Origin of the sequence: Corynebacterium anserum (assembly GCF_014262665.1) — a bacterium.
GTDB lineage: Bacteria > Actinomycetota > Actinomycetes > Mycobacteriales > Mycobacteriaceae > Corynebacterium > Corynebacterium anserum.
In genome coordinates this window covers 313602-340102 of record NZ_CP046883.1, presented here as the reverse complement: position 1 = coordinate 340102, position 26501 = coordinate 313602, and the positions used below count along the sequence as shown (strand labels likewise).

The window sequence follows — 26501 nt, the reverse complement described above, 5'->3', positions numbered from 1 at the left end:
TGTGCTTGAGAGCTACTCGATACTCTCGCGCAGGGTCTTTACCGTGAGGTCCACCGCCGCAATCCATGCCTTCGGCTGAGTAAAGCCCTCTTCGGCACCTGCGTCGCCACGGGTGCGCACACCGGGCTCAAGAGCAGCTCCGGCTTCCCTCGCGGCGGCGCGTTGCAGTTCGTAGTCACCACCACGTTCCATAATGCGCTCCACATCGCGGAGTTCCTGTACGCAGTTGAGCTCTTCGGCCACAGGCAGCAGCATCTCCACCCAATCGCGCAACTCGTCCTTAACCCAGCGCTCTGTGGTGTCGCGGTCAGTAATAATCAGAGCATCGAGCCCATACCGAGCCGCCCGCCACTTGTTTTCCGCCACATGCCATTGCTGCAGAATGGGCAGTTCCTCCCCCCGGTCGTACATCCGCTCAAAATGCACAACCAGGCAGTGCATGTATGCGCTAATTGCGGCGAGTTCCCAGAGAGTCATCATGGCGTCAGCGAAACGAAGTTCCACCGTCCCGTACTTCGACGGGCGCACATCGAAGTGCCATGAACCGGTGTGATTAATCACACCGGACTTGTCCGTGTCTTCACTAAAAGCTTCCCATTCCTCCCAGTTTTTGAACTGATAAGGAGTGCCAGCGGTTGGCAATTGCTGGTAGAGCAAGGTGCGGTTGGAGGCGTAACCCGTATCCAGCCCCTCCCACGCTGGCGAGCTGGCGGACATCGCCAGCACATGTGGATAGTGTGTCATGACCGCGTTGATGATGGGCCAGACCTTCTCCTTGGATCCCACCCCCACGTGGACATGGATCCCCCAGATGATCATCTGGCGCCCCCAGTACTGTGTGCGCTGGATGATCTCCTTGTAGCTGTCTTTCTCGCTGAGAAGCTGGTCACCCCAGTCCGCAAAGGGATGTGATCCAGCGGAAAATATCTGCAGACCTAGTTCATCCGCACATTCCATCAGCTGCGTAATTTGTTCCCGCAACTCTGCGGTCGCCTGCGGAATAGTTTCGTGGACACCAGTCACCATCTCTACGGTGTTTGCCAGGAACTCGCGCGTAACACGATGGCCTGGGAACTTGCGGTCCATCAATTCCAACAGCTCTGCAGCGCGCGGGGTCAAGTCGCGAGTCTCAGGATCGATGAGAGCCACTTCCCACTCGATGCCGACCGTGGGTGCCGATCCAGGAAAATCCATGGCGGTGTGTCCTAAAACAAAAGACGGATAACTGCTCATAGAAGTATATCCGTCTGATGGAGTGGGCCGACTTTCGGCGCGAACTAACTGTCAGCGCCGCAGCCGATAAGCGGTGGGATTGTTTTTTAACGCGGCATGCTGTTCGTCGTTACGACGATAACCTTGCCTGGCTGAGAGCCGTCCGATACGTGAGCATCGGCGAGCAATTTATCGGTTTCTACGTCGCGCTCTTTGGCCTTAATGCCCAGTTCCTTGGCGATTTCCTCAGCTGCAGCCTTGGAATTCTTGTCATTCGCTGGGTAAAGCACAACGGATTCGGAAAAGGCTCCACTAGTATCAGGCAGGTTGCCGTAGTTAGTCTTACGCCATTGCTGCGCCTTAAGTTTGTCGGCAGTCTGGTTAGCGAGCCCCTGGACTGGGCTGTTATTAAGGATCGTCACCTGAGTGTCGTCCTTATTCACCGTGCTTTGACCTTGAGCCCCACCCGAGTTACCGCTATTCGGCTGCGCCGCGGAGGAACCGTGTTGGCCCCCCTGTTCACCGTTAACGCCAGGCTTGCCCTCCTCACTAGCCTGAGTAGGCGCCGAGGATGATGGAGTTGCCTGCCCGGCAGACTGTCCCCCTTGAGCGGAACTTTCATTGCCAGAAGACTGCTCTTGGGCGGAGTGGGAACCATTGTCCTCATCGCCGCTGAAGAGGCTGAAGCCACCCCAGGCTATGAGAACGATAGCCACGGCAAGCAGAATCATGGCCAGTCCGCGCAGCGGTAATCCTGATCCTCCTCCTGAGTTCGCGGCAGGTGCGGCGTGACGAGCCTGGTAGTCATCGTCATGAGACGGCCTGTGGTAACTACCGTAGTCGCGGCGCTCATTGCCTCGTGAGGCAGCGTAGCTTCCGTCTTCTACCCCTAGCTCAGGCTCGTATTCGGAATCGCGGAAATCTTCCGTGTACTCCTGCTCGTCGTCAAGAGCGAAGGCCTCGTCGTAGCCGTCGTCCTCAAGGGAATGGCGTGGGCGCTTAGATTCAGTCACGCCACAACACTAACTACAGCCACATCAGTCACAGTGACATGACACGCACTCTGGGAAAATTTCGCTCACGCCATACAGAGAGCGTCAACAGACGACAGAGAACGTCAACGGATGACTTCACAGCTCTGGATGGAACTCTGGATGCTCTCACGCCTCGTCTCCTCGACGCCGCAGTAGCATTCTCACCGTCACTGGGTCGTAGTCCAATGCCTCTGGCTTGTTAATAAGATTGTTCAATTGCTGGAAATAGCGCACCGGAGGCACGTCAAAAGTTCTACGGATCTCCTCCTGCTTACGGCTGGGATTCCGCCACCACCGACGCTCAAAATCAAGCATCGCACGTTCCCTCTCACTCAAAGAGGCACCCGGTGCGGAAGAAGCAGAACTGGAAGATATCATGGTCACACATTCTAAAACCTCCTATCCCCAACCATCACCGCGCCATCCTTCCAGTCACTTTGCCCCTACCATCCATAACCCTGCACCCTGCGCAGCCTAGACTGGACATATGACCGAGCAGCCCACCATCATGCCAATCGTCATCGCCGGCGATCCCGTTCTTCACAATCCAACAGAACCCGTAGAGCTTTCCGCCGGACAAGTCAGTGATGAACTACGCGAACTCATCGCCAACATGTATGTCACCATGGATCGCGCCCACGGCGTAGGCCTCGCAGCAAACCAAGTGGGAGTGAACAAGCGGCTCTTCGTCTACAACTGCCCCGATATCGAAGGCCCCAGCGGGCAACACCTCAGCGAAGATCAGATCGCAGCCAATGGTGGGCTCATACGCCGTGGATGCGTGATCAACCCCGTATTAGAAACCTCTGAGATACCGGAGACTATGCCGCGCGAAGACGCCGACGATGAGGGCTGCCTCTCCGTTCCCGGCTATAGCTACCCCACAGGTCGCGCGGATTGGGCGCGAGTCACCGGCGTCGATGAAAACGGCGAACCCGTGTCCATCGAAGGCTACGGGTTCTTCGCCCGCTGTCTTCAGCATGAAGTCGGGCATCTCGACGGGTTTCTCTACACCGATATGCTCATTGGCCGCTACAAACGTGCTGCTAAGAAAGCGCTAAAGGCAGAAGGTTGGAATCAACCGGGTAATACCTGGATTCCGGGAGTAGACAAAGACCCATTCGGACATGATGACTAGCCATGCCACCCACCGCAGAAGACTGCCCATGACACACCAAAAAACCGACTTCACCGCAGCAGCTGCCGGCGCCCGGCGCGTGGAAGGATTCAACTTTCCTCTATCCCGCCATACCGATCCGGTCAGCGTGGTGCTCGGCACCCGCGTCATCGTGCGCTACGCCCTCACCGAACCCGGTTGTTTTGGCCCACGCGTCACCGACGTCATCGGCATTCTGGAATCCATCTCCCCCCTCCGCGTCCGACCACAAGCTCGTCACACCGCAGCCACACCCCACAACGGCAATCCTGCTACCAGCACCTCAATCACCATCCCGGCAGATCGCGTAGTTGTACTAAAAACCCTCTCCGCCAAGCCCGTCCGCAACTCTGATATTCGCGCGGTAGAAGAAGCTATCGCTCACGCTTTTCCCGGGCTCGAGCACCGCGCCATCCGGGGATGGCTTGCTCGCGCAGGCGATGGAATCACTGAACGTTCCAACTCTGCCGTTCCCCTCGGCCCGAATGCTAGTATCCAACCAGTACCCCTCGAAGAAATCCGCGCCTTCTACACCGAGCACAATCTCCCCACCCAACTACTCATTCCAGATCGTATCGGCCGCGCCGCCGAATCCCTCGACGGCATACGCGGGCCGGAAATCATCGTTATGACTCGGGAGCTACCGGCGTCGGCTCAAAAACTACCGCAACCAACAGAACCCCAGATTGATGGTCGTCTCGAGTTCCACGTAGATGAAGAACCGGACGACGAGTGGTTGAGCATGTACCACTTCCGGGGGAAACCACTGCCACGCCATGCGTTGGAGCTTCTGTGTACACGAATCGACGGCCACTTGGGCTTCGCTCGGCTGATGGTCAATGGGGAACTCGCCGCGATAACGCGGGGCACCGTTACCGACGGAGGGCGCCGCCGATGGCTCGGCTACTCCGCCGTGGAGGTCGCCAGCGAATACCGACGCCAAGGACTTGGCACCTACCTAGGCGCCCGCATGCTCGAATGGGGCGTACGGCAAGGAGCCGACCATGCCTATTTGGAGGTAATCGAAAGCAATGCCGCGGGACGGGCACTGTATCACCGTCTCGGTTTTAGCGAACATCACCGCCACCGCAGCTTAAAGGTCACTGGTCCCGCGGAAGGATAGCCCGGATAGCACACAGGGTTGTAGCAAAAGCCCAGGGTCGCGCCCTGCGAAAGAGTAGATTCCCAATGCAGAGTAAAAGCAGTGGGGATCACACAACCCGGCGCGAAGATTTTACATAGTCCTTCCTAAAAACTCTCCCACTCCAACCGGCTATGGTGAAGAGCATGCGCATCGCCACGTGGAACATCAATTCAGTCCGCACCCGCGAACAACGAGTTCGCGATTTTCTCGATCGCTCAGACGTAGACGTGCTGTGTCTGCAGGAAACCAAGTGCACAGATAAACAATTCCCGGACTTTACAGATACCGGGTACGAACAAGCACACTTCGGTCTACATTCCTTTAATGGCGTGGCGATACTCTCACGAGTGGGACTCGACAATGTATCCACAGACTTCGGCCAACCAGGTTTTAATAAAGACCTTTCCGCCGAACAAACCCTAGAAGCCCGCGCCATTGGCGCAGAGTGCGGCGGTGTAACCGTTTGGAGTCTCTACGTGCCCAACGGGCGCGAAATCTCAGACCCCCACTACACATACAAACTCGCATGGCTCAGCAAGCTAGCGGAATATGCCACAACGGGCCCCACAAAGCTCTGCCTTGTTGGAGATTTTAATATTGCACCGCGCGATGAAGATGTGTGGGATCGCAGCTATTTTGATGGGAAAACACACGTCACCCCACATGAACGAGCAGCTCTTTCTGCCCTCGAAGCATCCGGACTCTCCCAAGCTACTGAACTCATTCAGGATGAGTACACCTATTGGGACTATCAAGCTCTACGCTTCCAGAAGAACGAAGGTATGCGAATCGATCTGCACTATGCTCGTGGCATCACGCCGACATCTGCACGCGTTGACCGAGATGAACGCAAAGGTAAGGGAGCGTCTGACCACGCACCGGTCATCGTGGATTACACCCTAGATACCCCTACCTTGTTTTAAAAGACATACCCCTATCTTGTGTGAAGACACACAACTATGAGAACACAACAGCAGTCTCAAGGTAACAGTGTTCTAGAGGACAGCAAGATCAAGGACAACACGGAGTAACGCATGGATTGGCTCGCAGTTCCTTTTCAGGGCTTAGGCGGCGTGATCACCACAGGCATAGACAACCTGGAGTGGTGGCAGCTCACCCTCGTTATCATCGACTTCTGTCTCCGCATCATTGCTTTGGGGTGGGTTCCTGCTGACCGTCGCCCCTCGTCTGCAATGGCCTGGCTGCTCGCCATTTTCCTCATTCCTTACGTGGGAATCATCCTATTTCTGATGATGGGCTCGCCGTATGTGAATCGTCGACGCCACCGCATCCAAAAGGAAGCAAATGAACAACTTCGGTTGTTAGGTAGGGAGGAACCCGACATCCCACAGGGAACAGAGCTATCAGATGAGCTCACCAGTTTGACGCATTTAAACCGCGAGCTCACTGGACTTCCTGCCTTACATGGCACCTTGGTGAAGATGCACGGCAACTACGAAGAATCCATTATGGCCATGGCTCGTGCTGTCGATGAAGCACAGCACTACGTCAATTGCGAGATCTACATCATGGCCTGGGATGAGACCACTGATCCCTTTTTCCAGGCACTGCAGCGGGCAGTACAACGCGGAGTGACGGTTCGCCTGCTCTACGATCACGTGGGAAGTATGAAGTATCCCAAGAGCCACAAACTGGGCAAGCGTTTTACCGAGGCAGGGTTCCAGTGGCATCTGATGCTTCCACTCAAACCCCTGCAGTGGCGCTTCCGACGCCCCGATCTGCGTAATCACCGCAAGCTCATGGTTATCGACGGGGCCCGCGCCTTCATGGGTTCTCAAAACATGATTGATTCCTCCTACCTAATGAAGAAGAACATCAAGGAGGGGCGTCATTGGGTGGACTTTATGGCGGAATTAACCGGCCCGATCGTGAACTCCATCAACTCCGTGTTTGCTGTGGATTGGTATACCGAGTCCGGAGAAAAGCTAGGGCTCATGCCGGTGGATAAATTTAACCGCTACATCGAGGAACACGACTGGGACAAAGGCCAAGAACTCATGCAACTCGTTCCCTCCGGTCCCGGCTTCACCACTGAGCCAAATCTTCGGCTATTCTCCTCCATCGCTCACCACGCCAAGGATCGTCTGAAAATCGTCAGCCCTTATTTCATTCCAGATGAATCCCTCATGGAGGCCATCACCACTGCTGCCTACAGAGGCGTGAAGGTAGAGCTTTACGTTTCAGAGAAATCCGACCAGTTCTTGGTAGGCCACGCTCAATCCAGCTACTACAGCGAGTTGCTCGGCGCGGGCGTAGAAATTTATCAATACGAGGCACCGGCCGTATTGCATTCAAAATTCGCAATAGCTGACCGCGAAGTAGCGGTAATGGGCAGCTCCAACATGGATATGCGCTCTTTCGGGCTTAACTATGAGATCACCATGATGACGGGCGAGGGCGAGCTCATGGACGCTCTCGTTGAGTTGGCCGCAGAATACAAAGATAAAAGCAAGCTTCTCACGGAGGAAGAATGGGAACGTCGGCCGTGGACCCGCAAGTACGTCGATAATGTTGCACGGCTCACGAGCGCATTGCAGTAACACATCTGCTATCTCAAACCGATACTTCTGACGAGAGTTCAACCCGTTCCGACACGTGCACCCTATGCCTTTGTTTAGAATAGGAACACAATTGCAGAGTCTGAGCGCGGAATTAAACCTCGCCTGGCGTAAGATATACGGAAAACACTTTTATAAAGCTAAGTTGTTGCTTCTATCTCAACTTGGCCAGGTTCTACACCGAACCAATAAAAGCGCACAACAGCAGCACAATAGACTAGGAAGGTCGACGACGAGATGACGGAACGCAACACTTCAGCGCATTCCATCCGCGGTCACCGCGCCCCTGACGTTCTCCCAGATATTGATGTCACGGAGATCGCCTCAAGCGTTTACGACTTTCTCTCTGCAACGCGCCGGTTAATGGAGCGTCCCAACCAAAAGCTAGATATCTCTCAATCTGAGATTGAAGTCCTGCAATTCGTTTCTCAGCACCCGGGCTGTGGTGTTTCTGACATCGCACGTTTGCGCTTCTTGCGCGCGTCTAATGTGTCTGCGACAGTGCGCCGTCTCATCAACTCCGGACTCGTCGTTCGTCAGGCTAATGACCATGACAAGCGCGCCCAGGATCTATATCTATCGGACGAGGGCATCGAAATGATGAACTCAATCACCGACGAGTGGGCACTACTTATCGCCGGAGCCACTCGGCGTATGGATGCCCGCGACATCGCAAAGCTACGCCGTGGTGTTCCCGCGCTGCGCAATATGTCCATCGCCGCGGAAACGCTCATTGAGGACATGCAGCGCCAGCAGGAAACCCTGTAACTACCCCTCACCTCTCCCCTCGTCGGCCTGCCCCTCTTAAAAAACGGAGGGATCCGGCCGGTTTTCCTTGCCGGTTGCCCTTGGGAACCGCCGATTGTCTTCAGCGACCGCTTACCTCCTTTGTAAGCTCTCACCCCCCTGTGAATTTTTATTGGAACTCTCGGTCTAGCGTGTTTCAGACCTTTCGGCCTTATGGGCCATAAGAGTGCCGCCTGTGGCAATTACCGCGCAGGTGGACATGAGTATGCCGAGGGTCAATACGTGGTTGTCTCCGAATGCCGCCAGTGGACTGACTATCCCCGCTACAACAAATTGCATCGCGCCCAGCGCCGCTGAACCCGCACCAGCCTGTCCCTCGGCCAAACGTTGAGCCAAAGCCGTGCTGTTTGCCAAGTTCAAACCACAACCAGCCGTAGAAGTGATAGTGCATAACAACACGAGAGGCAGAATGCCGCCCCATTCCTTCGAAACGAACAAGCCCACCAGCAACAGAGCCACAGATCCGCCGAGGATCATTCCCATCCCAATGCCCTGCAAACGATGAGACCCGAAACGACTCACCACACGGACGTTGAGTGTATTGGCCACAATGACAAACGCCGCATTGAGGGCGAAGGCCCAGGAATAGTGCAGCGGGCTGAGCCCCAGCTGCTCCTGCATCATCACCGAGGAACCAGAGATAAATGCGAACATTGTGCCGAATCCCAGGGCATAAGCCAGTGTGTATCCTAAAAAGCTCGGCATCTTTAACAGGGACACCATATTGCGGTAGGTGCGCATGGGACCCTCGCTCTGGCGATGTTCCTTAGGCAAGGACTCCGGCATGGACACCGCCACGATGGTTTGTACCACTGCGATGACCACGAGTACCCAAAACACCGTGCGCCAATTCGCTACCTCTTCGATGACACCACCGATGAGCGGTGCCACCACGGGCGCCACTCCCATGATGAGCATCATCACCGAAAAAGCTTTTGCGGCTGCTGCGCCTTTCACCCGATCAGCAATGATGGCGCGAGCAAGCACCACACCCATGCCACCAGCAGTGCCTTGGGCAAGGCGGGCCACTATGAGCACATTGATTGTCGGAGTCATAGCGCAAATAGCTGAGGAGAGTATCCCCAGCGCCATACCCACAACGAGCAGCTTCTTGCGCCCCAACATGTCAGAGATCGGACCGAAGATCAGCTGCCCCAGCCCCATACCAATCATGTAGGTGGAGAGAGTCAGCTGCGTCGAGGAATCGACGGTGTGCAGATCCTCTGTGATGATAGGCAGCGACGGCAGGTACATGTCCGTACCCAGCGGCCCTCCCATCGATAGAAGAGCCAGACCAACCAGCATGATGGTGGCGATTCCCTGAGAGGGCTTTATCTGCGGAGTATGAGGTAGTTTATGCGTCACGTTTCCTTAGAATAATCACACCCACCACGAAAATCACAACGCACCACAGCCCAAAATAAAGAACGGAACCGGTAGGACCCCATGGGGCGTCAGCAACTTCCGTGCCGGTGACCGCCCTATCCATGTTGAGAAAAGGCATATACGAAGGCAGCCACTCCTTAACCTTCGGGATTTGGGTGACAACGAGACCTTCCACCACCAATTTCCACAACAGCAGTGCTGCAATGGCTCCCGCCGTATTTCGGATCAGGTAGCCCACACCAATGGAGATCATCACGCATAGCACACCGTAGAGAGTCAGGAGCCCCACAGTTTTCCATATCCCGTCAGCTCCGAGGGAAATGTTCTCTAATAGTGCGCGATCGTCTGAATTCCAGCTCATTGCCCACCGCATTGCGGGAACGCTGACCACCGCCGACACGAAAGAAAGTAGTGCTGCCACCACACCGTAGACTGTCAACTTCGCTAAAGGAACCGGCCACCGCTTGGGCGTGCCCAGCAGCGTGGTTTTCGCCACGCCGTTGCTATATTCGTTGGTCACCATCATCACAGCCTGGATAACGATAACCATGAGTCCGAAAGTGATGAACCCGGCAAAGGCGTTTTCCGGATTTGCCAGCCCCTGTATGGCGACCATTGCTTCCGGATCCTTCTGGATGTCACTGTCCGCCAGGCTCAGGCCCGCAGTAAAACCCATGAGGATGGCCATGCCGATGCTGACAATCAGCGTGAGAATGCTGGTTATCCACAGTCCCTTGGTGGAAGAAAGTTTGATCCATTCAGATTTCACAAGGTTCATTTACTTGTCTCCCGTCGTAACTGTCACTGCCGTAGCATCCGTGTTAAGCTCTGCGGTTCCGGCTGATTCATGAGCTGCGATTGGGGTGCCGCCGCTCGCTGCGGTATTTCCCGTGTACTCCACGGATTGCCCGGTGATATTCATAAAAGCTTCTTCCAGGCTGGCATGGCGTTCAGTGAGTTCATGGAGTAATACACCATGGGAATGTGCGATAGCGCCTACCTGTTCGGAACTGACATTGTCCACGAGGAAGGTGCGGCGCCCCCGCGTATCCGCCTCTGTCCGGAAGCTGACGCTTTCTTGGGTGAAAGCCTCCGCTAACTCGCTCGGGTTTGCTGTTCGCACCACCGTCTGAGTTTCCGACGCAGAGGCGATGAAATCCTGCGTCGACCTATCTGCAATAAGCTTCCCTTTACCGATGACCACCAAGTGGTCTGCTGTTTGAGCCATTTCGGACAGCAAGTGGGAACTTATGAGAACAGTGCGCCCTTCCGAGGCGAGATGGCGCACAAAACCACGCACCCAACGAATGCCTTCTGGATCCAAGCCGTTGACAGGCTCATCCAGGATAAGGACCTCAGGGTCACCCAACAGCGCAGCTGCCAACCCTAAACGCTGTCCCATGCCCAGAGAGAATGTGCCCGCTTTGCGGCCAGCTACCTCTGACAGCCCGACGATTCCGAGGACCTCATCCACCCGCTTCCTGCTCATGCCGTTAGCCGTGGCAATCATCCTCAGGTGATTAGCAGCGCTGCGGTGAGGGTGAAGCCACTGCGCATCGAGCAATGTGCCCACCTTGTGCAGAGGTTTCTCGTATTCTGCATAGCGTTTGCCATCAATTGTCGCGGAGCCAGATGTTGGATTATCGAGCCCCACAATCATCCGCATGGTAGTGGATTTTCCTGCACCGTTGGGGCCCAAAAAACCGGTGACGATTCCCGGCTTCACGGTGAAGTCCAGGGAATCCACGACGACGTTTCCATCATATTGCTTGGTCAGTGCACTGACTTCGATCATGGAGACAAGTGTGCCACAGAACTCCTATATAATTCTTGACATGCCTCATCACCCGGCGCTCGATGCTGATCGGTGGATGGATCGTGAGACTACGCGGTCCACCCAACCGAAGTCGTTGCTCGGTGTCGCCGTGGCCGCAGGGCGGGTACCAAAGCGCCTCTACCGCTTTATTTTCACCGCCCCGGGACTAATGACGCTCATCGCTGGCCTCGTCGTGACGGCAATCTTGGCCGCCGGTGGAGCGATGGTCTATTCCTCCAGCATTCGTCAAAACGAGATCAACACCCTCATCAACCAAACCGAACCACTGGCTAACTCCTCTCAAGAACTTTTCAGCTCGCTGTCTACAGCGGACTCTCTAGCAACTACCGGCTTTTTGAAACAAGGCTCTTCAGTCAGCGAATCAGAAGCGGAGTACACCAAGGCGGTACAAGACGCGACCAATGCCATCCTGCGCGCCAGTCACGGCATTGAGGATGTCAGCAGCCGCGAAATGGAAATCGTCCTCATCATCCAGGAGCAACTGCCCAAATACATCACCCTCGTTGCACAAGCACAGACCAATGACCGCGTACGCAATCCCGTTGGAGCCAGTTATCTGACAGAAGCCTCCAGCCTGATGCAAAACAGTTTGCTGCCCAAGGCTCAAGAACTCTACAGCCTGACCAGCGGGCAAGTGTCCACCGGACAGCGCGAACTGCGTACACCGATGTGGTTCCCCCTGTCTGGCCTCGTCGCCGCAGTGATTATTCTGCTCATCATGCAATTCTGGCTAGCAGCACGCTCACACCGCCGCATCAATGTGGGATACGTGGCTGCCACCGGACTCATGCTCATTGCGCTGCTGTGGGCGTCGGGCTCCGCGGGATACACCTGGACAACAGGCAACCAGGAGGTAGACGGCGGCGCGCAACCCCTCGGCCAACTAACTCAGGCCCGTATCAGTGCACAACAAGCACGCACGGATGAGGCACTGGGACTGGTTCAGCGTGACTACAGCGTGAGCCGTCAGCAAAACTTCTCCAACCGCATGACCGAGATCAACCAGATCCTGGAGAAGACTCGAGATGAGGTGGACTCTCCCGGTCGCTCAGATAAAGCGCGTGAGGCTCTCCGTCTCTGGGACAAGTCCCATGCCACGTTGCTGTATCACATGCAAAATGGAGAATCTGGCAGTTCCACTGACAGCACACCGGCTAGCGGCGATAACCCGGAGTACTCCGAGCCGAGCTACAGCACGCTCGATTCGCAACTGCAGGAACTCATCTCGGAACTCCGCGAAAATCTCCGCGACACCCTCATGAGCAGCCAGAAAGTCGCCACACGCGTTACCCTGGTGGTGACTATTCTCACTGTCATCGCTGCCATCTGTGTACTCGCCGGCACACGTCCTCGTCTGAGGGAGTACCTGTGATGTTCCTAGAGTCCACCTTCGGGTCCCCGCGCCGCATCCTCGCCCGTCACCGCGCGAAAACTATCGGGGCATGTCTGTTGGTGATAGGGCTGACGTCGGGCTGCGCAACGGATACCTCAACGAACTCGCAGGCAGATTGGCCAACAATGAGCCCATCGGAGCTCGAATCAGACCTGCCTGTCGGTGCAGAAATAGTCAATCCGAAATCTGTTGTAGACGCGAATCCCGCCACACCCAGCACTGCGCAACAACCGTGGCCCACAATCCGTCCCGATAACCGCACGGCTGATCAACGCATACCGAAGATCAGGAAACGCGGACGGCTCATCGTGGGCGTGGGGCAGTATTTGAACCGGCTGGGTTTCCGCGACCCCTTGAGTGGGGAGCTCAGCGGATTCGAGGTAGATTTGGCCCGCGAGATAGCCCGGGACATTTTTGGGGATCCGAAAAAAGTGGAGTTCCGTTATGTAGAAAACCGCCGCCGAGAGGCTGCTCTGCGCAACGGTGACGTAGATATGGTGATCCGCACCTGGACAGTTCGCCGCGACCGCCAGTATCAGACTGAGTTTTCCCTACCGTATCTGGCAATCACTCCTCAGCTGCTGGTTATGCGCGGTTCCGAAATCACAGGTTTTCAGGACTTAAGTAATTCCACGGTGTGTGCAACCCGCGACTCAGCCCCTGCCCAGTCCATCACGCAGTACCACATCGGCTCCCTCATGCTCACCCGCACCTGGACGGACTGCCTCATGGCCATGCAGCGTAGTCAGGTCGATGCGATTTTTTCCGACGACGCAATCCTCTCCGGCTTACAGGCACAAGATCCACACACGGAGTTGGTCGGTGGCAGCGGTGAACTGAGCTACTACGCCGTAGGAATGACCACACCGACGAAAAATAACGAAGCCGAGGGATTAGTCATGCAGGTCAATGACACGATCCGCCGTATTCGTTCAGACGGTACGTGGAACCGCCTCTATAACGAGTGGATGCAGGAATACCTAGGCGCTCCCGAAAATCTTCCCGCAGAGTACCGCACTGATGCTGAACAAGCAGAGATCGATAAGGAACGCAAAGAGTACGCCAAGACTCAACACTTAACTTCAGCAGCCAAACGTGCCGGAGAAGTTCCGAGGGAGGCTTTCGATGACAGATAAGGATAACTGCCCGGCAGACGCTCATCCGCAAGGGCTCGGCACTAGCCACGCCCCTGAACACAACCGTGCGGGCGATCACAGCCAAGGCAACGGCCACGGCCACGCCGCCGGATCCGAAGACGAACCCACCTACGACGCAACAACCGAGGAGGAGCGCACCCACGACGCGGCAACCGAGGAGGAACGCACCCACGACGCGGCAACCGAGGATTCGGAATCTACTGCTGCCACTGCCTTCGATCCGTTTGCCGATGACGATGAAGACACCTCCCCTACTCACACCACGAACCCTCTGCAGATCGACTCCGGAGAACGCTCCCGGCGCGAGGCACTGTCTACTTTTCGCGAACGCCGTAGTATCAACCGCAAGGGCGCGTTGGTGGCCGGTGGCATGGTTCACCTGCCATTTGTCAGACCCACGGATCCACACCAGGCGGTTATCGACCCGCGAGAAGCCATCAGTAAAGGTGTGAAAGCCCCCACACTCCACGAAGGCGACATCATCGCCGGTCAGTACGAGGTATTGGGCCCTATCGCTCACGGTGGCATGGGATGGATCTACATTGCGGTGGATCACTACGTGGCGGATCGCTACGTTGTTCTCAAAGGCATGATGGCCACCGAAAATGAGCACGAAAGGGCCGTTGCCGAATCCGAACGGGCATTCCTGGCGGACATCACGCACCCCGGAATCGTCAAGATTTTTAACTTCATCGATGATCCTCGTGCCGACGGCGGTTTCATTGTCATGGAATATGTGGGCGGCCCGTCCCTGCGTTCTCAACGTCGACAGCAGGGAGGAACTCTCAAGGTTGATACGGCCATCGGCTACATCCTAGAGATCTTGCCCGCACTGGACTACTTGCATGCCCGAGGGGTGGTCTACAACGATCTGAAACCAGACAACATCATCATCACTGAGGATCAGGTGAAGCTGATCGACCTCGGTGCCGTAACGGGTATCGGAGCGTTCGGGCATATCTTCGGCACCAAGGGTTTCCAAGCTCCGGAGGTTGCTAAGACTGGTCCCACAGTGGCCAGCGATATTTATACGGTGGGCCGCACTCTGGCGAGCTTGGTTGTGGAACTCCCGGTGAAGGATGGTGTCTATGTGGAGGGGCTTCCAACCCCCGACGAGGAGCCATTGTTCCGCGAATACCTGTCCCTGTACCGCCTGCTGCTGCGTGCCACCGACCCAGACCCCGATGTGCGTTTTAGCTCCGCTACGGCGATGTCCAATCAGCTGATGGGGGTGCTCAGAGAGATCCTCGCCATCCGCGATGGGCGCCACTTCCCCCACATGCATACGCGCTTCACCGACCAGCGTTCCACCTTCGGCACTAAGCACATCGTGTTCCGCACCGACCAGCTCCTGGACGGTATACGCCGGTCCGTGGAGATCACTGCCCCGGAAATAGTAGCTGCGCTACCGACCCCGCTGACTGACCCCGAAGACCCAGGTGCAAGCCTCCTATCTGCGGCCTCCTATACCGAGGCCAATGAACTCCTGGATACGCTGGAACGGGCATTACAACAGCCGGAAATGTCGAATTCCGCAGAGATTCCGCTGACGATGGTACGTGCCAAACTGGATCTTGGCATGACATCAGATGCACGTGAGCAGCTCGAAAACATGTCTACGTATATGAAGAACGACTGGCGCTACCACTGGCACTCGGGCATCGCCTCCTTGCTATCTGGTGATTACATCAGCGCCCAGCGCTACTTCAACCGCGTGCTATATATCCTTCCCGGTGAACCAGCGCCGAAGCTTGCTCTCGCTGCTACTGACGAGCTTCTTCTCCAGCAACAGGGGATGCACAACACTCGGCTACTGAACCAGGAAGTTTCCCGCGCCGCATCTGCCTTGGCATTTGCGCAACGCGTACCAGTCGACGACTACTCGGGAGTTCCAGATTGGGAACACCTAACTCAGGATCCCGTGGCCTTACGTTTCCACGCCATGCGCCTCTATGGCCTGGTCTGGGCGACGAACCCAACTATCGTCTCCAGCGCTTTCGGGTTAGCACGTCAGCTTCAAGCAGAAGCAATGACGGATCCCGCCGTCTCAGCGCTCGACCGTGTACCGCAGAATTCCAGGCATCAGCGACTCGCTCGGCTGACCACCATCCTTTTACTCGTGAATGATCACTCGACACTCACGGAGTCCCGTATCCGCCGCGCTGCGCGGCGTCTAGAACTTCTCCCCACCAATGAGCCTCGTCTTCAGCAGGTTCGTCTGGCGGTCATGTCCGCCGCGCTGCAGTGGCTACGCGAGCGCGTTAAAAACGGATATCAGCCTGTGAGCAGCTCTAATCTTTTTGATGTGGAATTTACCGAGCCCGGTTTGCGCACTGGCCTGGAAAACGGGTTGCGTATGCTTGCCCGCCAATCCCCCTTCGCCCGCCACCGCTATAGCCTCGTGGATATGGCAAATAAAATCCGCCCCGAGACGTGGCTCTAAGGGCGGAAAACTACAGGTTCTAGGGGCGGAAGAACACAGGCTCACGAAGGAAATAGCACCACAGAGCGAGGCACACTCGTCCGCTTCACACTACTTATGCCCCGCGAGTTCGTAGGCGTAGCGAGCGATCGCTAGCTCCTCATTGGTCGGTACCACAAAGACCTTCACCTTCGAGCTATCACTGGAGATGAGGCGCGGCCCCTCGATACCTTCTTCATTCTGATTGCGCTGGTCGTCGATTTCGATACCGAAGGCCTCGAGGTCAGCCAGGGCATCTCGACGCACACCCACCGCATTTTCGCCCACACCGGCGGTAAAAGTAATCGCGTCTACACCGCCGAGGTTGAAGATATAAGCGCCGATGAAGCGGCGCAGGGCGTGAATGTACACGTCGTATGCCAATTTGGCATCCTCATTGCCCTCATCGATAAGCTCCTGGAGCTCGCGGAAGTCATTGACCCCCGCCATACCCTTCAGACCCGACTGTCGGTTAAGAAGATTGTCAATCTCATCCACCTTCATGTTGGCAGAGCGTTCCAGGTGGAAGATAATGCCCGGGTCAATGTCACCAGTACGGGTACCCATGACGAGGCCGGCCAGCGGAGTGAGACCCATTGTGGTGTCCTCAGCTTTACCTCCGCGAATAGCCGCAGCAGAAGCACCGTTGCCCAGGTGAAGGGTGATCTGATTGACTTCCTCGGCTGGTTTACCCAGCAGATCAGGGACTTGGCGAGAGACGTATTCGTGACTAGTGCCGTGGAATCCATAGCGCTTGATGTGGTACTTGCGTGCCACCTCGAAGTTCAGAGCGTAGTTCGATGCGCGCTCTGGCATGGTGGAGAAGAAAGATGTATCAAAAACAGCGACATGCGGCACATCTGGCAGCAATGCTTGGGCGTTTTCGATTCCGTCGATGTTAGCCGGGTTGTGCAGCGGAGCCAGCGGGATTAATGCACGTAGGCGATCGAGGACGTCACCCTCAATCAACTCGGGTGCATGGAATTCATCACCACCGTGAACCACGCGGTGCCCCACAGCGCACAGATCCAGATCCTGCGGTCCCACACCCAGCAGGGTCATCATGCCGAATGCGCGTTCCAGACCCACGGAGTGGGACAAGATAGGGCGGGTATCCTCCATCTTCGTGGTCTCTGTTTGGATTTTAATGTGACCGGATTTTTCACCGATGCGCTCGACCAGACCGGAGACGAAAGGCTCCTGGGTGGAGTCTGCATTGGGGTCTAGAACCTGGAATTTAATGGAACTGGATCCTGAATTGAGAACCAGTGCGTACTTGTTAGACATTGGGGATTCCTTTTGGTGAGTGACTACGTGACGTGTTCTTGGATGCAGATATTTCCTGGCGTATACGTGTGCCGATGTTTTCTAGGCGTATACGTGTGCTGTCGTTTTTCACGGCGCATGTATGCGCTGAGAAGGCGGATCGCAATAGGTGAGCGATCCCGCCAGAGCCTAACCCGCTTGAATGGCGGTGATGGCCACTGTGTTGACGATGTCCGGAACAGTAGCGCCGCGGGACAAGTCATTGACTGGCTTGTTCAGCCCCTGCAAAATCGGTCCCACTGCCAATGCATCGGCGGTACGCTGCACTGCCTTGTAGGTGATGTTTCCACTGTTGAGGTCCGGGAAGACGAACACCGTCGCCTTGCCTGCCACATCGGATCCTGGCATCTTCTTCTGACCGACGGATTCGACAACGGCGGCGTCGAACTGAAGCGGCCCGTCGAGCTGCAGCTCGGGGTTATCGGCCTTAGCCTTCTCTACGGCGGCGGCCACAACTTCTACGTCCTCACCAGCTCCGGATGTTCCCGTGGAGTAGGACAGCATGGCTACTTTCGGCTCGATGCCAAACTGTGCGGCGGTCTGAGCGGAAACAGCGGCGATCTCCGCCAACTGCTCTGACGTTGGGTTAGGGTTCACGGCACAGTCGCCGAAAGCCCACAGAACGCCGTCCATCACCATCAAGAATATGGAGCTCACAACCGAGGATCCCGGCGCGGTTTTAATGATCTGGAAGGATGGCTTGATTGTGTGCGCGGTGGTGTGCGCTGCACCGGAAACCATGCCATCTGCCAGACCCTTGTGGATCATCATCGTGGCGTAATAGCTGATGTCCTTCATAGTTTCGCGTGCTTCTTCTAGCGTCACGCCCTTATGCTTACGCAGCTCCGCGAAGTCCTCTGCGAACTCCTCGAGCTGAGTTCCGGATGTGGGATCAGTGAGGTTAGCACCAGATAGATCCAGCTTGAGTTCCTTAGCGCGCGCCGCCATTGCGGAAGGGTCGCCCAGGATGGTGAGGCGGCACACCTTTTCGCGGAGGAGTTGATCGGCCGCGATAAGGATGCGATCATCATCGCCCTCTGGCAACACGATGTGAGCCTTCTTAGCCCGAGCCTGATGAATAAGGTTACGCTCGAATAACTCTGGACCAATCACTGGTTCACGGCGCTCAGCCTTAGAGATCTCGTCCAGGGAAACATATGGGATTGCTTCCCCCTCGGCTGTGAGCGCACTGGTGGGGGCTCCGCTGTGCTTCAAGATGCAGATACCCGCCGGCACGCGCCCATCGCGCACCAGTTGCCCAGCTGCGAGTTGAACATTGACTGCGTCATCATCCACGCCGGCGACAAGGTAGTGGGCCGCACCGGTAGCGGCGGCGAGGCGGGAGTCGAAAGTGGCTTCGCCAGTACCAACGATCACAGCTGCCTGCGTGTCGTACGCCGCGTTCAGTGCATCCGCAAAATCAGGTGCGGATGGGCGGATGTGGTCGAAAATGTCGTCGGCCTGTAGAGCGCTGATAATCTCGCTGCGGTGAGCAACAGCGCCGGCCTTCGGGCTGATAACGGCCTTCACGGACGCGGTATGGGACACTGAGGAACCTCCATCGGTTTTTGAAGCAATTCTTCACCTTCATTGTGCCCTCCGAAACACAATCCAGACCAGGTTGTTATGCACGCCACTCCCCCCAGTTATTCTCCATGAACTGGAAAAACTGCAGGTGACGTGTTTGAGATCACAGAAAAGGAGGGATATGGAGCCCCCTCACACTCACTGAAACGAAGGAAAGGTAAGCAAAAGTTGCTTCTACTTCCTTATCTATTTAGAACCCCCTGGCATCCCTCGGCGTCATTTTAAGAGGTCCCCACCCTCCGCTGTAGAACCTCTTAACCTCCGTGTAGCACCTCTAGAGCACCGGCCTGATCCGCCACCAGAGGAGCCACTGCGTCGACTAAAGGAGCGCCCAGCCCTACCTCCCCCGCTTCCGTTTCGGCAGTATCGACCAGTGCATCCCACAAGGTTCCAGGACAGACAAACAACGGCGCCACAAAACCGCGCGATCCCGCTAGATCCAGCGCAGCCTTTGCACCCCCGCCCTTACCAGTCGCATGCGCCGCCACCGCCTCCTTCAACCCCAATCTTTTGGCGACGCCACGAGCCAACTCCTCGATGGCCCCATTAGCACCCGGGACAGTCGAACCCACCGAGTAAAGAACAAACGTGTCCGCCCCACTGTCTCTGAACGCAGCGCGATTCATCTCTGCCACGACATCCGCCATGTCCTCGCCCGTGCCCAACCCCTCGGTCAGGTGTAATTTCAGTCCGGTGTTTCGCTCGGCGGCCGCCAACGCCTCCGGCACGTCATAGCGCATGTGGAAGGCACGGGTGAAAAGCAACGGCACCACCACGGCACACCTATATCCCTGCACAGCGATCAAGCTGGCCACGTTCTGCAGCGTCAAGGGTGAAAAGTCAAGGTAGGCCGCATACACAGCACGGCCGGTCAACCTCGCTGTTTCAGTGGCAATCGAAGCGACCGCACGATCTGCCTGCGGATGCCGGGATCCGTGAGCGAGCACGATAATCGGCATGCTTTTCCTCGTTGGAGCCACGGTTCTCTCAGTCTGAAGGCACTCCTGACTCACCACAGCATTCCCTCCTTTGTCACTCAGATACAAGACCTGCTGTCAGCGTGTCGCCCGATCCGGGATGGATCAAAAGGAAACTCCCCACGCGCCCACCGCGTCGGTATGGTTCGAAATTCAGCGGCTCCGCAACCGTCACGCGCACCTCAGCAATATCGTTGAGCGCCAGCTCATCCGCACTGCCGTGGGCAATATCTTCCTGCTCTCGCTCCTTGCCAGAGATATCCACGCGACGAACAATCTCATCAACGCGCGCACGCACCAAGGAGGTTCCGTAGCGCAACAGCACAGCAGAACCACGCTTCACTGGAGTCTCGGCCAGATGGAACACGGTGGCGGATACCTGCTGAGATTGCGCAGGGACGTCCACATCTGCGATGAGATCTCCACGCGCCATATCGATATCGCGGTCTAGGCGCAGCACCACGGACTCCCCACGGCGCGCCTGCTCCACCTCACCGTCCGGGGAATCAATGCCGGCGACGACCGCCTCATAACCGCCAGCCTTGACGGTATCCCCCACCGCAACTTGTCCAGCGGTGAGACGCCCGGCATAACCGCGATAGTCCGACGCATGCTCGCGGATCACATACTGGATAGGCAAACGCAAACCACGGCTCACACTGGCATTCTCCATACCAGGAGTAGCACTTTCCAGGATGTCCAGTACAGAGGGGCCGTGATACCACGGGGTATTCCGAGAGCTCTCCACCACGTTATCTCCGAGCAAAGCGGAGGTGGGGACAATATCCACGTGATTCAGCCCCAGTTCAGAAGCGAGGAGGTTAATGTCCCGAGTGACCTTATTGAAAACTTCCTCAGAGAAGTCCACTGCGTCGATCTTATTGACCGCCACGATGACATGACTGATCTTCATCATGGCGGCGACGGTAAGGTGGCGTCGCGTCTGTTCGATGACCCCGTTACGCGCATCGACCAAAACGATCACTAATTCGGAGGTGGACAGGCCAGTGACCGTATTGCGGGTGTACTGCACGTGCCCCGGACAATCCGCGAGAATGAAGCTGCGTTTGTCCGTGGCGAAGTATCTATACGCCACGTCGATGGTGATTCCCTGTTCGCGCTCGGCGCGCAATCCGTCAACCAAGAGGGACAGGTCCGGGTTTTCTAGCCCTTTCGCACTGGACACACGCTCCACGGACTCATACTGATCTACGAGTATGGACTTCGTGTCATAGAGCAAGCGACCCACGAAGGTGGACTTTCCATCATCCACGGAGCCCGCGGTGCATAGACGCAGCGTAGGTAATGTTGGGGCTGCAGTAGACATCAGAAGTAACCTTCTTTCTTGCGGTCTTCCATGGAGGATTCGGACAGTTTGTCATCAGCGCGGGTGGCGCCCCGCTCGGTAGTCGTGGATTGGCGTATTTCCTCAATGACCTCGTCGATGCTGCGTGCCTGAGAAAGCACCGCGCCGGTACAGGACATATCCCCTACGGTGCGATAGCGCACGGTCTGTGTGACGGTCTGTTCTCCCTCCCTCGGGCCTCCCCATTCACCGGCGGTCAGCCACATACCACTGCGTTCAAAAACTTCCCGCTCGTGGGCGTAGTAGATCTCTGGCACTGTCACATCACGGTCGCGGATGTAATCCCAGACATCAGCCTCTGTCCAGTTTGAAATCGGGAACACGCGAATGTTCTCCCCCGCTTGATGGCGTCCGTTGTACAGTCCCCACAACTCTGGCCGTTGGCGTCGCGGGTTCCATCCGCCAAAAGAATCACGCACGGAAAACACACGTTCTTTGGCCCGGGCTTTTTCTTCGTCACGACGTGCTCCCCCGAGGACGGCATCGTAGCCACGGTTGCGGATAGTTTCGACCAAGGGCACGGTCTGTAGGGGATTGCGGGTACCATCGGGGCGTTCTTGCACTGCGCCGGAATCGATCCAATCCTGAACATGTGCCACGTGCAACGTGACTCGTGGGTCAGCTGCTACTTCGTCTCGAAACTGGATCACTTCCGGAAAATTGTGGCCGGTATCCACATGGAGCAGTTCGAAGGGCACAGCAGCCGGTGCGAAAGCTCGCTTGGCGAGTTCCAGCACCACGACGGAATCTTTCCCGCCTGAGAATAACAGCGCAGGACGGTCGAATTGACCTGCTACTTCGCGCAGGATCTCGATGGATTCTGCTTCCAGTGCAGCAAGGTGCGGGGATAGGGGTGTATTGCTCATGTATGAAGTCCGCATTCTGTCTTGTTGGTTCCGGCCCAGCGGCCGGAGCGAGGGTCATCACCTTCTGCGACGGGCAATGTGCACGTGGCGCAGCCGATGGATGGGTAGCCCTGGGCGGTGAGGGGGTTAATGATGAGTTTGTGATCCGTGATGTAGTTCTCTACGTCCTCGTCACTCCATGCCGCGATCGGGTTGATCTTGAGGCGCCCGGTGCGATCCACGTCGAGGATTGGTGTCGTGGCTCGGAGAGGGTTATCGACGCGGCGTATTCCCGTCACCCACGCCTCGTAGGGATTGAGCATGCGAGCCAACGGCTCGACCTTGCGCATTCGGCAGCACGCGGACGGGTTACGGGAATACAGGCGCGGCCCGTAGGTCTCGTCCTGTTCCTCACGGCTCAGCACTGGGCGCACGTTGGTCAGCGGAAGGTGGTAGCGCTCGGCGACCTTGTCACGCGTTTCTATGGTCTCGTCAAAGTGGTAACCGGTATCCAAGAATACGAGTTCTGCGTTAAGGAGCCGCCCCTCTGCCAATTCGGCGAGGATGGTGTCCTGCATGGACATTGTGACGGCGATTTTTCCACTGACGTGGGTTGCCGCCCAGTCCATGATCCCTTCGGCTGACGTTCCTTCCAACTTGTCATTCCATTCCGCCACCAGTGCCCTGTGCTGGGCACGCTGTTCGTCGCTCAGCTGGGCGGTGGTGGTAGGAGCGCCGTCTGGGCTGATTGCTGGGTCTCGGTAGTCACCCGAGCCTCCGCCAAGAAAACCGGCAGATTGTCCCAGTTCCATGGGGTTCATCTCCTCGTTGCACAGTAATTTAGACCGATCGGTCTATAATCGCTCCCCCAAAGACTAGACCAATCGGTTCATTTTCGGCAACCCTCACAGAGAAATCAGCAGCGAGCCCCTCAACGCCCTCGTATCCACGCCTCCCACAAATGCGTATAAATTCCGCCTCGATCCACGAGATCTTGGTGCGCCCCACTCTCGACAATGCGCCCGTTTTCCATGACCATCACCCGGTCTGCCTTGGCCGCTTGATCCAACCGATGAGCCACCATGAGAACGCTTCTACCTGCAGATACCTCATCCGCAGCCCTTTCCAAAACATCAGCATGCACACTGCCGGCCTCCGCAGTAGCCTCATCCATCACCACCACGGCCGGATCCATCAGCAGTACACGCGCCAACGCTAGTTGCTGTGATTCCACCGGATCTAGCCTGATACCCATTGCCCCCACTTCAGTATCCAATCCACGCGGTAAATGAACAAACCAGTCTGCTCCGACCCGCTTCAACACCTCGATCAATTCTTCATCGCTGGCATCCTCGTTGGCCAGCGTGAGATCATCGCGCAAAGAACCCGAAAATGTATGCACCTCCTGCGATACCATCGCTAAACGCCGCGCACGTTCCCTATCGGATAGCTTGTGTACAGGCATCCCATCCAGAGTGACCGTGCCGGATTCTGGTATGCGCAACCCCATCAGCACAGCAGCCACCGTAGACTTCCCGGCTCCCGACGCACCCACCAACGCCACGGTCTCACCGGGTTTGATGGAAAAACTGACGTTCTGAACCGCAGCGTGCCCTTCCCCGTAGCTGAAACACACATCCTGCAGCACTACCTCGCCGCGCACCGGCCCCGCCCCGGAATCTGGCACTGGCAGTGGCGGTTTCAATGTCACCCCCACGATGCGAGCAAGAGATGCATACGCCGACTGAACGGTATCCATCACACGCATCAGCTGCATGATCGGACCACGAATACGGATCATCATCAGCGCTGCACCAGTGACGGCACCCACAGAAACCACCCCAGCCTGCACCATATAAAACCCCACAAGGACAGTACCACCGACATTGATGAACTCTCCCAGAGAAATCCATAGTTGCAGGTTAAACATGGACTGGCGAGCTTTCATCCCCTTGATTACGACGGAGAACGAGGAATCGTAAATGCTACGGTGCATCCTGTCCTCCATAGAAAACGCACGAACAGTTGCACGGCCGCGGATAGCTTCTAAAAACCGGCGCGCTCGCTCAGCCATCGCCGCACGTTCCTCTGCGTACCTGTCCGGTGCAACAGCAAGGTATCTACGCGCTCCCAGCCAATAAACCGGAGCAGAGACCAGCATAATAACCAACATGCGGGGATCCACCGTCACAAGCGCCACAGCCGTGGCGGCAATGGTAAACACACTGGTCGCGAGAATTGGCAACGTGTCCGTCACGGCACTAGAGACCTCAGCCACGTCGTCTGTCGAGCGGCTCACGAGATCCCCTGTGCCCGCCTCCTCCACACGGTGCAACGGTAAGCCGAGGGCGGTGGCGACCATCGTTTCCCGCACATTGGCGATCACTCGCTCACTGAGCGTAGAAAGCGTGAAGAAGCCCAGCGCATTGAATACAGCGCCGCCGATTGCAGCTAAAACAAGCAGGACGCCTAAGAGCCCCAGGCTTTCACCATCGCCGCGCACACAGTCCACGATGCGCCCAAGCATCTGTGGAACCTGTACGGTCAGCCATGCACCCATGGCGAGTGCTAAGACGGCGACAAGGGCACGTCTACCAGCACCGGACACAGTCTTAATCTGGGAGCTAACCTCACCCCGGACTTGTTGCCATGTAGCCAGGGGAAAACGTTCAGACACAGTGATTCGCCTCCGCCCGCCACGCTGGTGCTTGGGTCACCACGATCGTGCGCCTTCCTGCTCTCGCCGCCGTCACTCGTTCGGCAATACGCTGCTCAGTAATGGAATCCACCGCAGTCGTCGGATCCTGTAGCACAAGAACGTCCGGGTTTGCTGCGATAGCCCGCGCCAGCGCTACACGTTGTCGCTGTCCGCCCGATAGTTGGTTGCCACCTTCTCCCACGCGCTTATCGGGGCCTCCGGGAATATCAGTCACTGCCGCTACCTCCAGAGCCCATAACGCCGTATCTCGATCTGGGTGGACGTTGTCAGCCACACTGGCGTCGAATAGGTCCGCCGCATGGGGGGCGACAATAACGCGGGTTGTGGACATGCGATCCAGCGTGTCCACCAAGGAGAGGGCCTCATCCCCGGATACCACCGTCAAGCCTTCGTCGATCTGGGTCAACAGGCGATTCATCTCCTCGTCGTCAATGGGCGCTCGCTGCTCAGCCGGTGCGTTCAGAACATCGAGAATGCGCTGTGCGCTCGCTTGTCCGGTGGCTACCTTTTCAGCAATGTTCTTCCCTAGCATGGTCATTGGGGTGATAATGAACTGGGTCATCCCCACTACCGTGATCAACTCACCAATCGTGATCTGCCCCTTCAACCCCAACCATCCGGCGAAAACTCCTACCACCGCCACGTAGAGAGCACCCGTGGATTCCGTGACACCGTTGAGCGCCGCCTGGGCCTTGTTAGCCCCTACCGTTGCCTCGTAAGCCTGCGTGGATTGCGCTGTATATCTTTTGTTCACCGACGCAATCGCCCCCAATCCCTTGAGAATCCTCAACCCTTGGACGAGGTCGGTAGCCATCGACGCTGTCTTCGCCACGGCTCGTTGACGTTCTCCTGACTGAGCCCGCAATGGCTGGGCTGCTCGTAGCGCGATCATCACCACGATGGGTCCTGCGACCAGTACACCGATTCCCAAGGGGACGTGGATCGTCAGCACTACAACGGACATGTATATTAGTGACCCGATCTCAGCCACGGGGAATACAGCAAGGAACATGACATCGGCGACCTTCGTGGTGTCATTGCTGGCAACAGAAAGAAGACCTCCGGCTGTACGGTCTTTGCCACGAAATCCTTTTGGATCTTGGATACGGTCTGTGACCATCGTGCGTAATTGGTGGTTGACCAGTAGCATCGAGCGCGTCATGATGTAACGCCCGAAGTACATGCTCGCTGTGGACACCGCAAAAACGATGGCGAGAAGAAGCAGCCAGTGGATGAGACGGGCGTAGTGAGAAGTTGCCACTGCATCGTCAATCGCCTTACCGACTATGATGGGCACGGTCGCGTTACACAGGAAATTCAGCAGCACCCCAAGGGCTGCTATGTGTGTCCACGGACGTTGCGAGAGGGTGGTTTTCAGCAACCACTTAGGGTCGTCTGAACTGGGGATTTTCGACGGGTCGTCAACCATGCACTCAGTCTATTAAGCCCGCTCTATTCCCCAAAAAACCTCTAGAAATGTTCCGAAGCGTGCGTTAAAAAACGTCCGGAAATCCG

22 protein-coding genes are annotated in these 26501 nt (G+C 56.7%); 8 read left to right on the top strand and 14 right to left on the bottom strand.

Annotation, left to right across the window (positions count from 1 at the left end):
* Positions 1 to 12 precede the first annotated feature (12 nt).
* From GP473_RS01310 to GP473_RS01300, 3 genes are all read right to left on the bottom strand, one after another.
* Positions 13 to 1194: a glutamate--cysteine ligase gene (locus GP473_RS01310; RefSeq protein ID WP_186277016.1), complete on the bottom strand. Its 1182-nt coding sequence runs from the start codon at positions 1192 to 1194 to the stop codon at positions 13 to 15.
* 125 nt (positions 1195 to 1319) lie between these two features.
* Positions 1320 to 2225 (bottom strand): LytR C-terminal domain-containing protein, encoded by a 906-nt coding sequence (locus tag GP473_RS01305; RefSeq protein ID WP_185769501.1) that lies wholly within the window; start codon positions 2223 to 2225, stop codon positions 1320 to 1322.
* 147 nt (positions 2226 to 2372) lie between these two features.
* A complete protein-coding gene (locus GP473_RS01300; RefSeq protein WP_186277235.1) occupies positions 2373 to 2624 on the bottom strand; it encodes a DUF3263 domain-containing protein in 252 nt (83 codons plus the stop codon).
* 109 nt (positions 2625 to 2733) lie between these two features.
* On the opposite strand from GP473_RS01300, the gene GP473_RS01295 reads away from it, so the two are divergent.
* The 5 genes from GP473_RS01295 (at position 2734) to GP473_RS01275 (ending at position 7893) form a co-directional block, all read left to right on the top strand.
* Positions 2734 to 3384: a peptide deformylase gene (locus GP473_RS01295; protein ID WP_246394831.1), complete on the top strand. Its 651-nt coding sequence runs from the start codon at positions 2734 to 2736 to the stop codon at positions 3382 to 3384.
* Between the two features lie 28 nt (positions 3385 to 3412).
* On the top strand, positions 3413 to 4525 hold the full coding sequence (locus GP473_RS01290; RefSeq protein ID WP_186277015.1) for an N-acetylglutamate synthase, CG3035 family: 1113 nt from the start codon (positions 3413 to 3415) through the stop codon (positions 4523 to 4525).
* A 164-nt stretch (positions 4526 to 4689) separates the two neighbouring features.
* Positions 4690 to 5469 carry an exodeoxyribonuclease III gene (locus GP473_RS01285; protein ID WP_185769558.1) on the top strand — a complete coding sequence of 260 codons (780 nt, stop codon included), beginning with the start codon at positions 4690 to 4692 and terminating at the stop codon, positions 5467 to 5469.
* A gap of 111 nt (positions 5470 to 5580) precedes the next feature.
* A complete protein-coding gene (gene cls / locus GP473_RS01280) occupies positions 5581 to 7107 on the top strand; it encodes a cardiolipin synthase (RefSeq protein WP_185769504.1) in 1527 nt (508 codons plus the stop codon).
* A 255-nt stretch (positions 7108 to 7362) separates the two neighbouring features.
* Positions 7363 to 7893: a MarR family winged helix-turn-helix transcriptional regulator gene (locus GP473_RS01275; RefSeq protein ID WP_185769505.1), complete on the top strand. Its 531-nt coding sequence runs from the start codon at positions 7363 to 7365 to the stop codon at positions 7891 to 7893.
* 165 nt (positions 7894 to 8058) lie between these two features.
* Here GP473_RS01275 and GP473_RS01270 read toward each other — a convergent pair whose 3' ends face one another.
* The 3 genes from GP473_RS01270 to GP473_RS01260 are packed head-to-tail and all read right to left on the bottom strand — an operon-like array spanning position 8059 to position 11113.
* A complete protein-coding gene (locus GP473_RS01270) occupies positions 8059 to 9297 on the bottom strand; it encodes a multidrug effflux MFS transporter (RefSeq protein ID WP_246394829.1) in 1239 nt (412 codons plus the stop codon).
* Positions 9287 to 10096: an ABC transporter permease gene (locus tag GP473_RS01265; RefSeq protein ID WP_186277014.1), complete on the bottom strand. Its 810-nt coding sequence runs from the start codon at positions 10094 to 10096 to the stop codon at positions 9287 to 9289. Before GP473_RS01265 ends, GP473_RS01270 begins: the two co-directional genes overlap by 11 nt.
* The gene (locus GP473_RS01260; RefSeq protein WP_185769508.1) at positions 10097 to 11113 is read right to left on the bottom strand and encodes an ABC transporter ATP-binding protein; all 1017 of its coding nucleotides are present in this window, start codon (positions 11111 to 11113) and stop codon (positions 10097 to 10099) included.
* A 40-nt stretch (positions 11114 to 11153) separates the two neighbouring features.
* Between GP473_RS01260 and GP473_RS01255 the strand changes: the two genes are divergently transcribed.
* From GP473_RS01255 to GP473_RS01245, 3 genes are read left to right on the top strand one after another with little or no spacing between them, the layout of a single operon-like run.
* Positions 11154 to 12527: a hypothetical protein gene (locus GP473_RS01255; RefSeq protein ID WP_185769509.1), complete on the top strand. Its 1374-nt coding sequence runs from the start codon at positions 11154 to 11156 to the stop codon at positions 12525 to 12527.
* Positions 12527 to 13684 (top strand): transporter substrate-binding domain-containing protein, encoded by a 1158-nt coding sequence (locus GP473_RS01250; protein ID WP_186277013.1) that lies wholly within the window; start codon positions 12527 to 12529, stop codon positions 13682 to 13684. The genes GP473_RS01255 and GP473_RS01250 overlap by 1 nt, the downstream gene beginning before the upstream one ends.
* The gene (locus GP473_RS01245) at positions 13674 to 16148 is read left to right on the top strand and encodes a serine/threonine protein kinase (protein ID WP_186277012.1); all 2475 of its coding nucleotides are present in this window, start codon (positions 13674 to 13676) and stop codon (positions 16146 to 16148) included. The genes GP473_RS01250 and GP473_RS01245 overlap by 11 nt, the downstream gene beginning before the upstream one ends.
* A 90-nt stretch (positions 16149 to 16238) precedes the next feature.
* On the opposite strand, the gene GP473_RS01240 is transcribed toward GP473_RS01245, so the two are convergent.
* From GP473_RS01240 to GP473_RS01205, 8 genes are all read right to left on the bottom strand, one after another.
* Positions 16239 to 17453 (bottom strand): acetate kinase, encoded by a 1215-nt coding sequence (locus GP473_RS01240; protein ID WP_185769512.1) that lies wholly within the window; start codon positions 17451 to 17453, stop codon positions 16239 to 16241.
* Between the two features lie 168 nt (positions 17454 to 17621).
* Positions 17622 to 19040, bottom strand: coding sequence for a phosphate acetyltransferase (gene pta / locus GP473_RS01235; RefSeq protein ID WP_246394826.1), 1419 nt, complete (start codon positions 19038 to 19040; stop codon positions 17622 to 17624).
* A gap of 293 nt (positions 19041 to 19333) precedes the next feature.
* Positions 19334 to 20038 (bottom strand): sirohydrochlorin chelatase, encoded by a 705-nt coding sequence (locus GP473_RS01230; RefSeq protein WP_185769513.1) that lies wholly within the window; start codon positions 20036 to 20038, stop codon positions 19334 to 19336.
* Between the two features lie 73 nt (positions 20039 to 20111).
* Complete coding sequence (locus GP473_RS01225) at positions 20112 to 21383, bottom strand: sulfate adenylyltransferase subunit 1 (RefSeq protein WP_186277011.1); 1272 nt, start codon at positions 21381 to 21383, stop codon at positions 20112 to 20114.
* The gene (gene cysD / locus GP473_RS01220) at positions 21383 to 22288 is read right to left on the bottom strand and encodes a sulfate adenylyltransferase subunit CysD (protein ID WP_246394824.1); all 906 of its coding nucleotides are present in this window, start codon (positions 22286 to 22288) and stop codon (positions 21383 to 21385) included. Before cysD ends, GP473_RS01225 begins: the two co-directional genes overlap by 1 nt.
* Positions 22285 to 23079 carry a phosphoadenylyl-sulfate reductase gene (locus GP473_RS01215; protein WP_185769516.1) on the bottom strand — a complete coding sequence of 265 codons (795 nt, stop codon included), beginning with the start codon at positions 23077 to 23079 and terminating at the stop codon, positions 22285 to 22287. The genes cysD and GP473_RS01215 overlap by 4 nt, the downstream gene beginning before the upstream one ends.
* A 119-nt stretch (positions 23080 to 23198) precedes the next feature.
* Positions 23199 to 24944 carry an ABC transporter ATP-binding protein gene (locus tag GP473_RS01210; protein ID WP_186277010.1) on the bottom strand — a complete coding sequence of 582 codons (1746 nt, stop codon included), beginning with the start codon at positions 24942 to 24944 and terminating at the stop codon, positions 23199 to 23201.
* A complete protein-coding gene (locus GP473_RS01205) occupies positions 24937 to 26415 on the bottom strand; it encodes an ABC transporter transmembrane domain-containing protein (RefSeq protein WP_185769518.1) in 1479 nt (492 codons plus the stop codon). The genes GP473_RS01210 and GP473_RS01205 overlap by 8 nt, the downstream gene beginning before the upstream one ends.
* Positions 26416 to 26501 lie beyond the last annotated feature (86 nt).

Coding starts and splice junctions, on each gene's coding strand:
- cls (WP_185769504.1), top strand. CDS start 5,581: ATGGATTGGCTCGCAGTTCCTTTTCAGGGCTTAGGCGGCGTGATCACC.
- GP473_RS01265 (WP_186277014.1), bottom strand. CDS start 10,096: ATGAACCTTGTGAAATCTGAATGGATCAAACTTTCTTCCACCAAGGGA.
- GP473_RS01250 (WP_186277013.1), top strand. CDS start 12,527: ATGTTCCTAGAGTCCACCTTCGGGTCCCCGCGCCGCATCCTCGCCCGT.
- GP473_RS01290 (WP_186277015.1), top strand. CDS start 3,413: ATGACACACCAAAAAACCGACTTCACCGCAGCAGCTGCCGGCGCCCGG.
- GP473_RS01300 (WP_186277235.1), bottom strand. CDS start 2,624: ATGATATCTTCCAGTTCTGCTTCTTCCGCACCGGGTGCCTCTTTGAGT.
- GP473_RS01295 (WP_246394831.1), top strand. CDS start 2,734: ATGACCGAGCAGCCCACCATCATGCCAATCGTCATCGCCGGCGATCCC.
- GP473_RS01245 (WP_186277012.1), top strand. CDS start 13,674: ATGACAGATAAGGATAACTGCCCGGCAGACGCTCATCCGCAAGGGCTC.
- GP473_RS01260 (WP_185769508.1), bottom strand. CDS start 11,113: ATGATCGAAGTCAGTGCACTGACCAAGCAATATGATGGAAACGTCGTC.
- cysD (WP_246394824.1), bottom strand. CDS start 22,288: ATGAGCAATACACCCCTATCCCCGCACCTTGCTGCACTGGAAGCAGAA.
- GP473_RS01310 (WP_186277016.1), bottom strand. CDS start 1,194: ATGGATTTTCCTGGATCGGCACCCACGGTCGGCATCGAGTGGGAAGTG.
- GP473_RS01255 (WP_185769509.1), top strand. CDS start 11,154: ATGCCTCATCACCCGGCGCTCGATGCTGATCGGTGGATGGATCGTGAG.
- GP473_RS01230 (WP_185769513.1), bottom strand. CDS start 20,038: ATGCCGATTATCGTGCTCGCTCACGGATCCCGGCATCCGCAGGCAGAT.
- GP473_RS01205 (WP_185769518.1), bottom strand. CDS start 26,415: ATGGTTGACGACCCGTCGAAAATCCCCAGTTCAGACGACCCTAAGTGG.
- GP473_RS01285 (WP_185769558.1), top strand. CDS start 4,690: ATGCGCATCGCCACGTGGAACATCAATTCAGTCCGCACCCGCGAACAA.
- GP473_RS01225 (WP_186277011.1), bottom strand. CDS start 21,383: ATGTCTACTGCAGCCCCAACATTACCTACGCTGCGTCTATGCACCGCG.
- GP473_RS01240 (WP_185769512.1), bottom strand. CDS start 17,453: ATGTCTAACAAGTACGCACTGGTTCTCAATTCAGGATCCAGTTCCATT.
- GP473_RS01215 (WP_185769516.1), bottom strand. CDS start 23,079: ATGGAACTGGGACAATCTGCCGGTTTTCTTGGCGGAGGCTCGGGTGAC.
- GP473_RS01275 (WP_185769505.1), top strand. CDS start 7,363: ATGACGGAACGCAACACTTCAGCGCATTCCATCCGCGGTCACCGCGCC.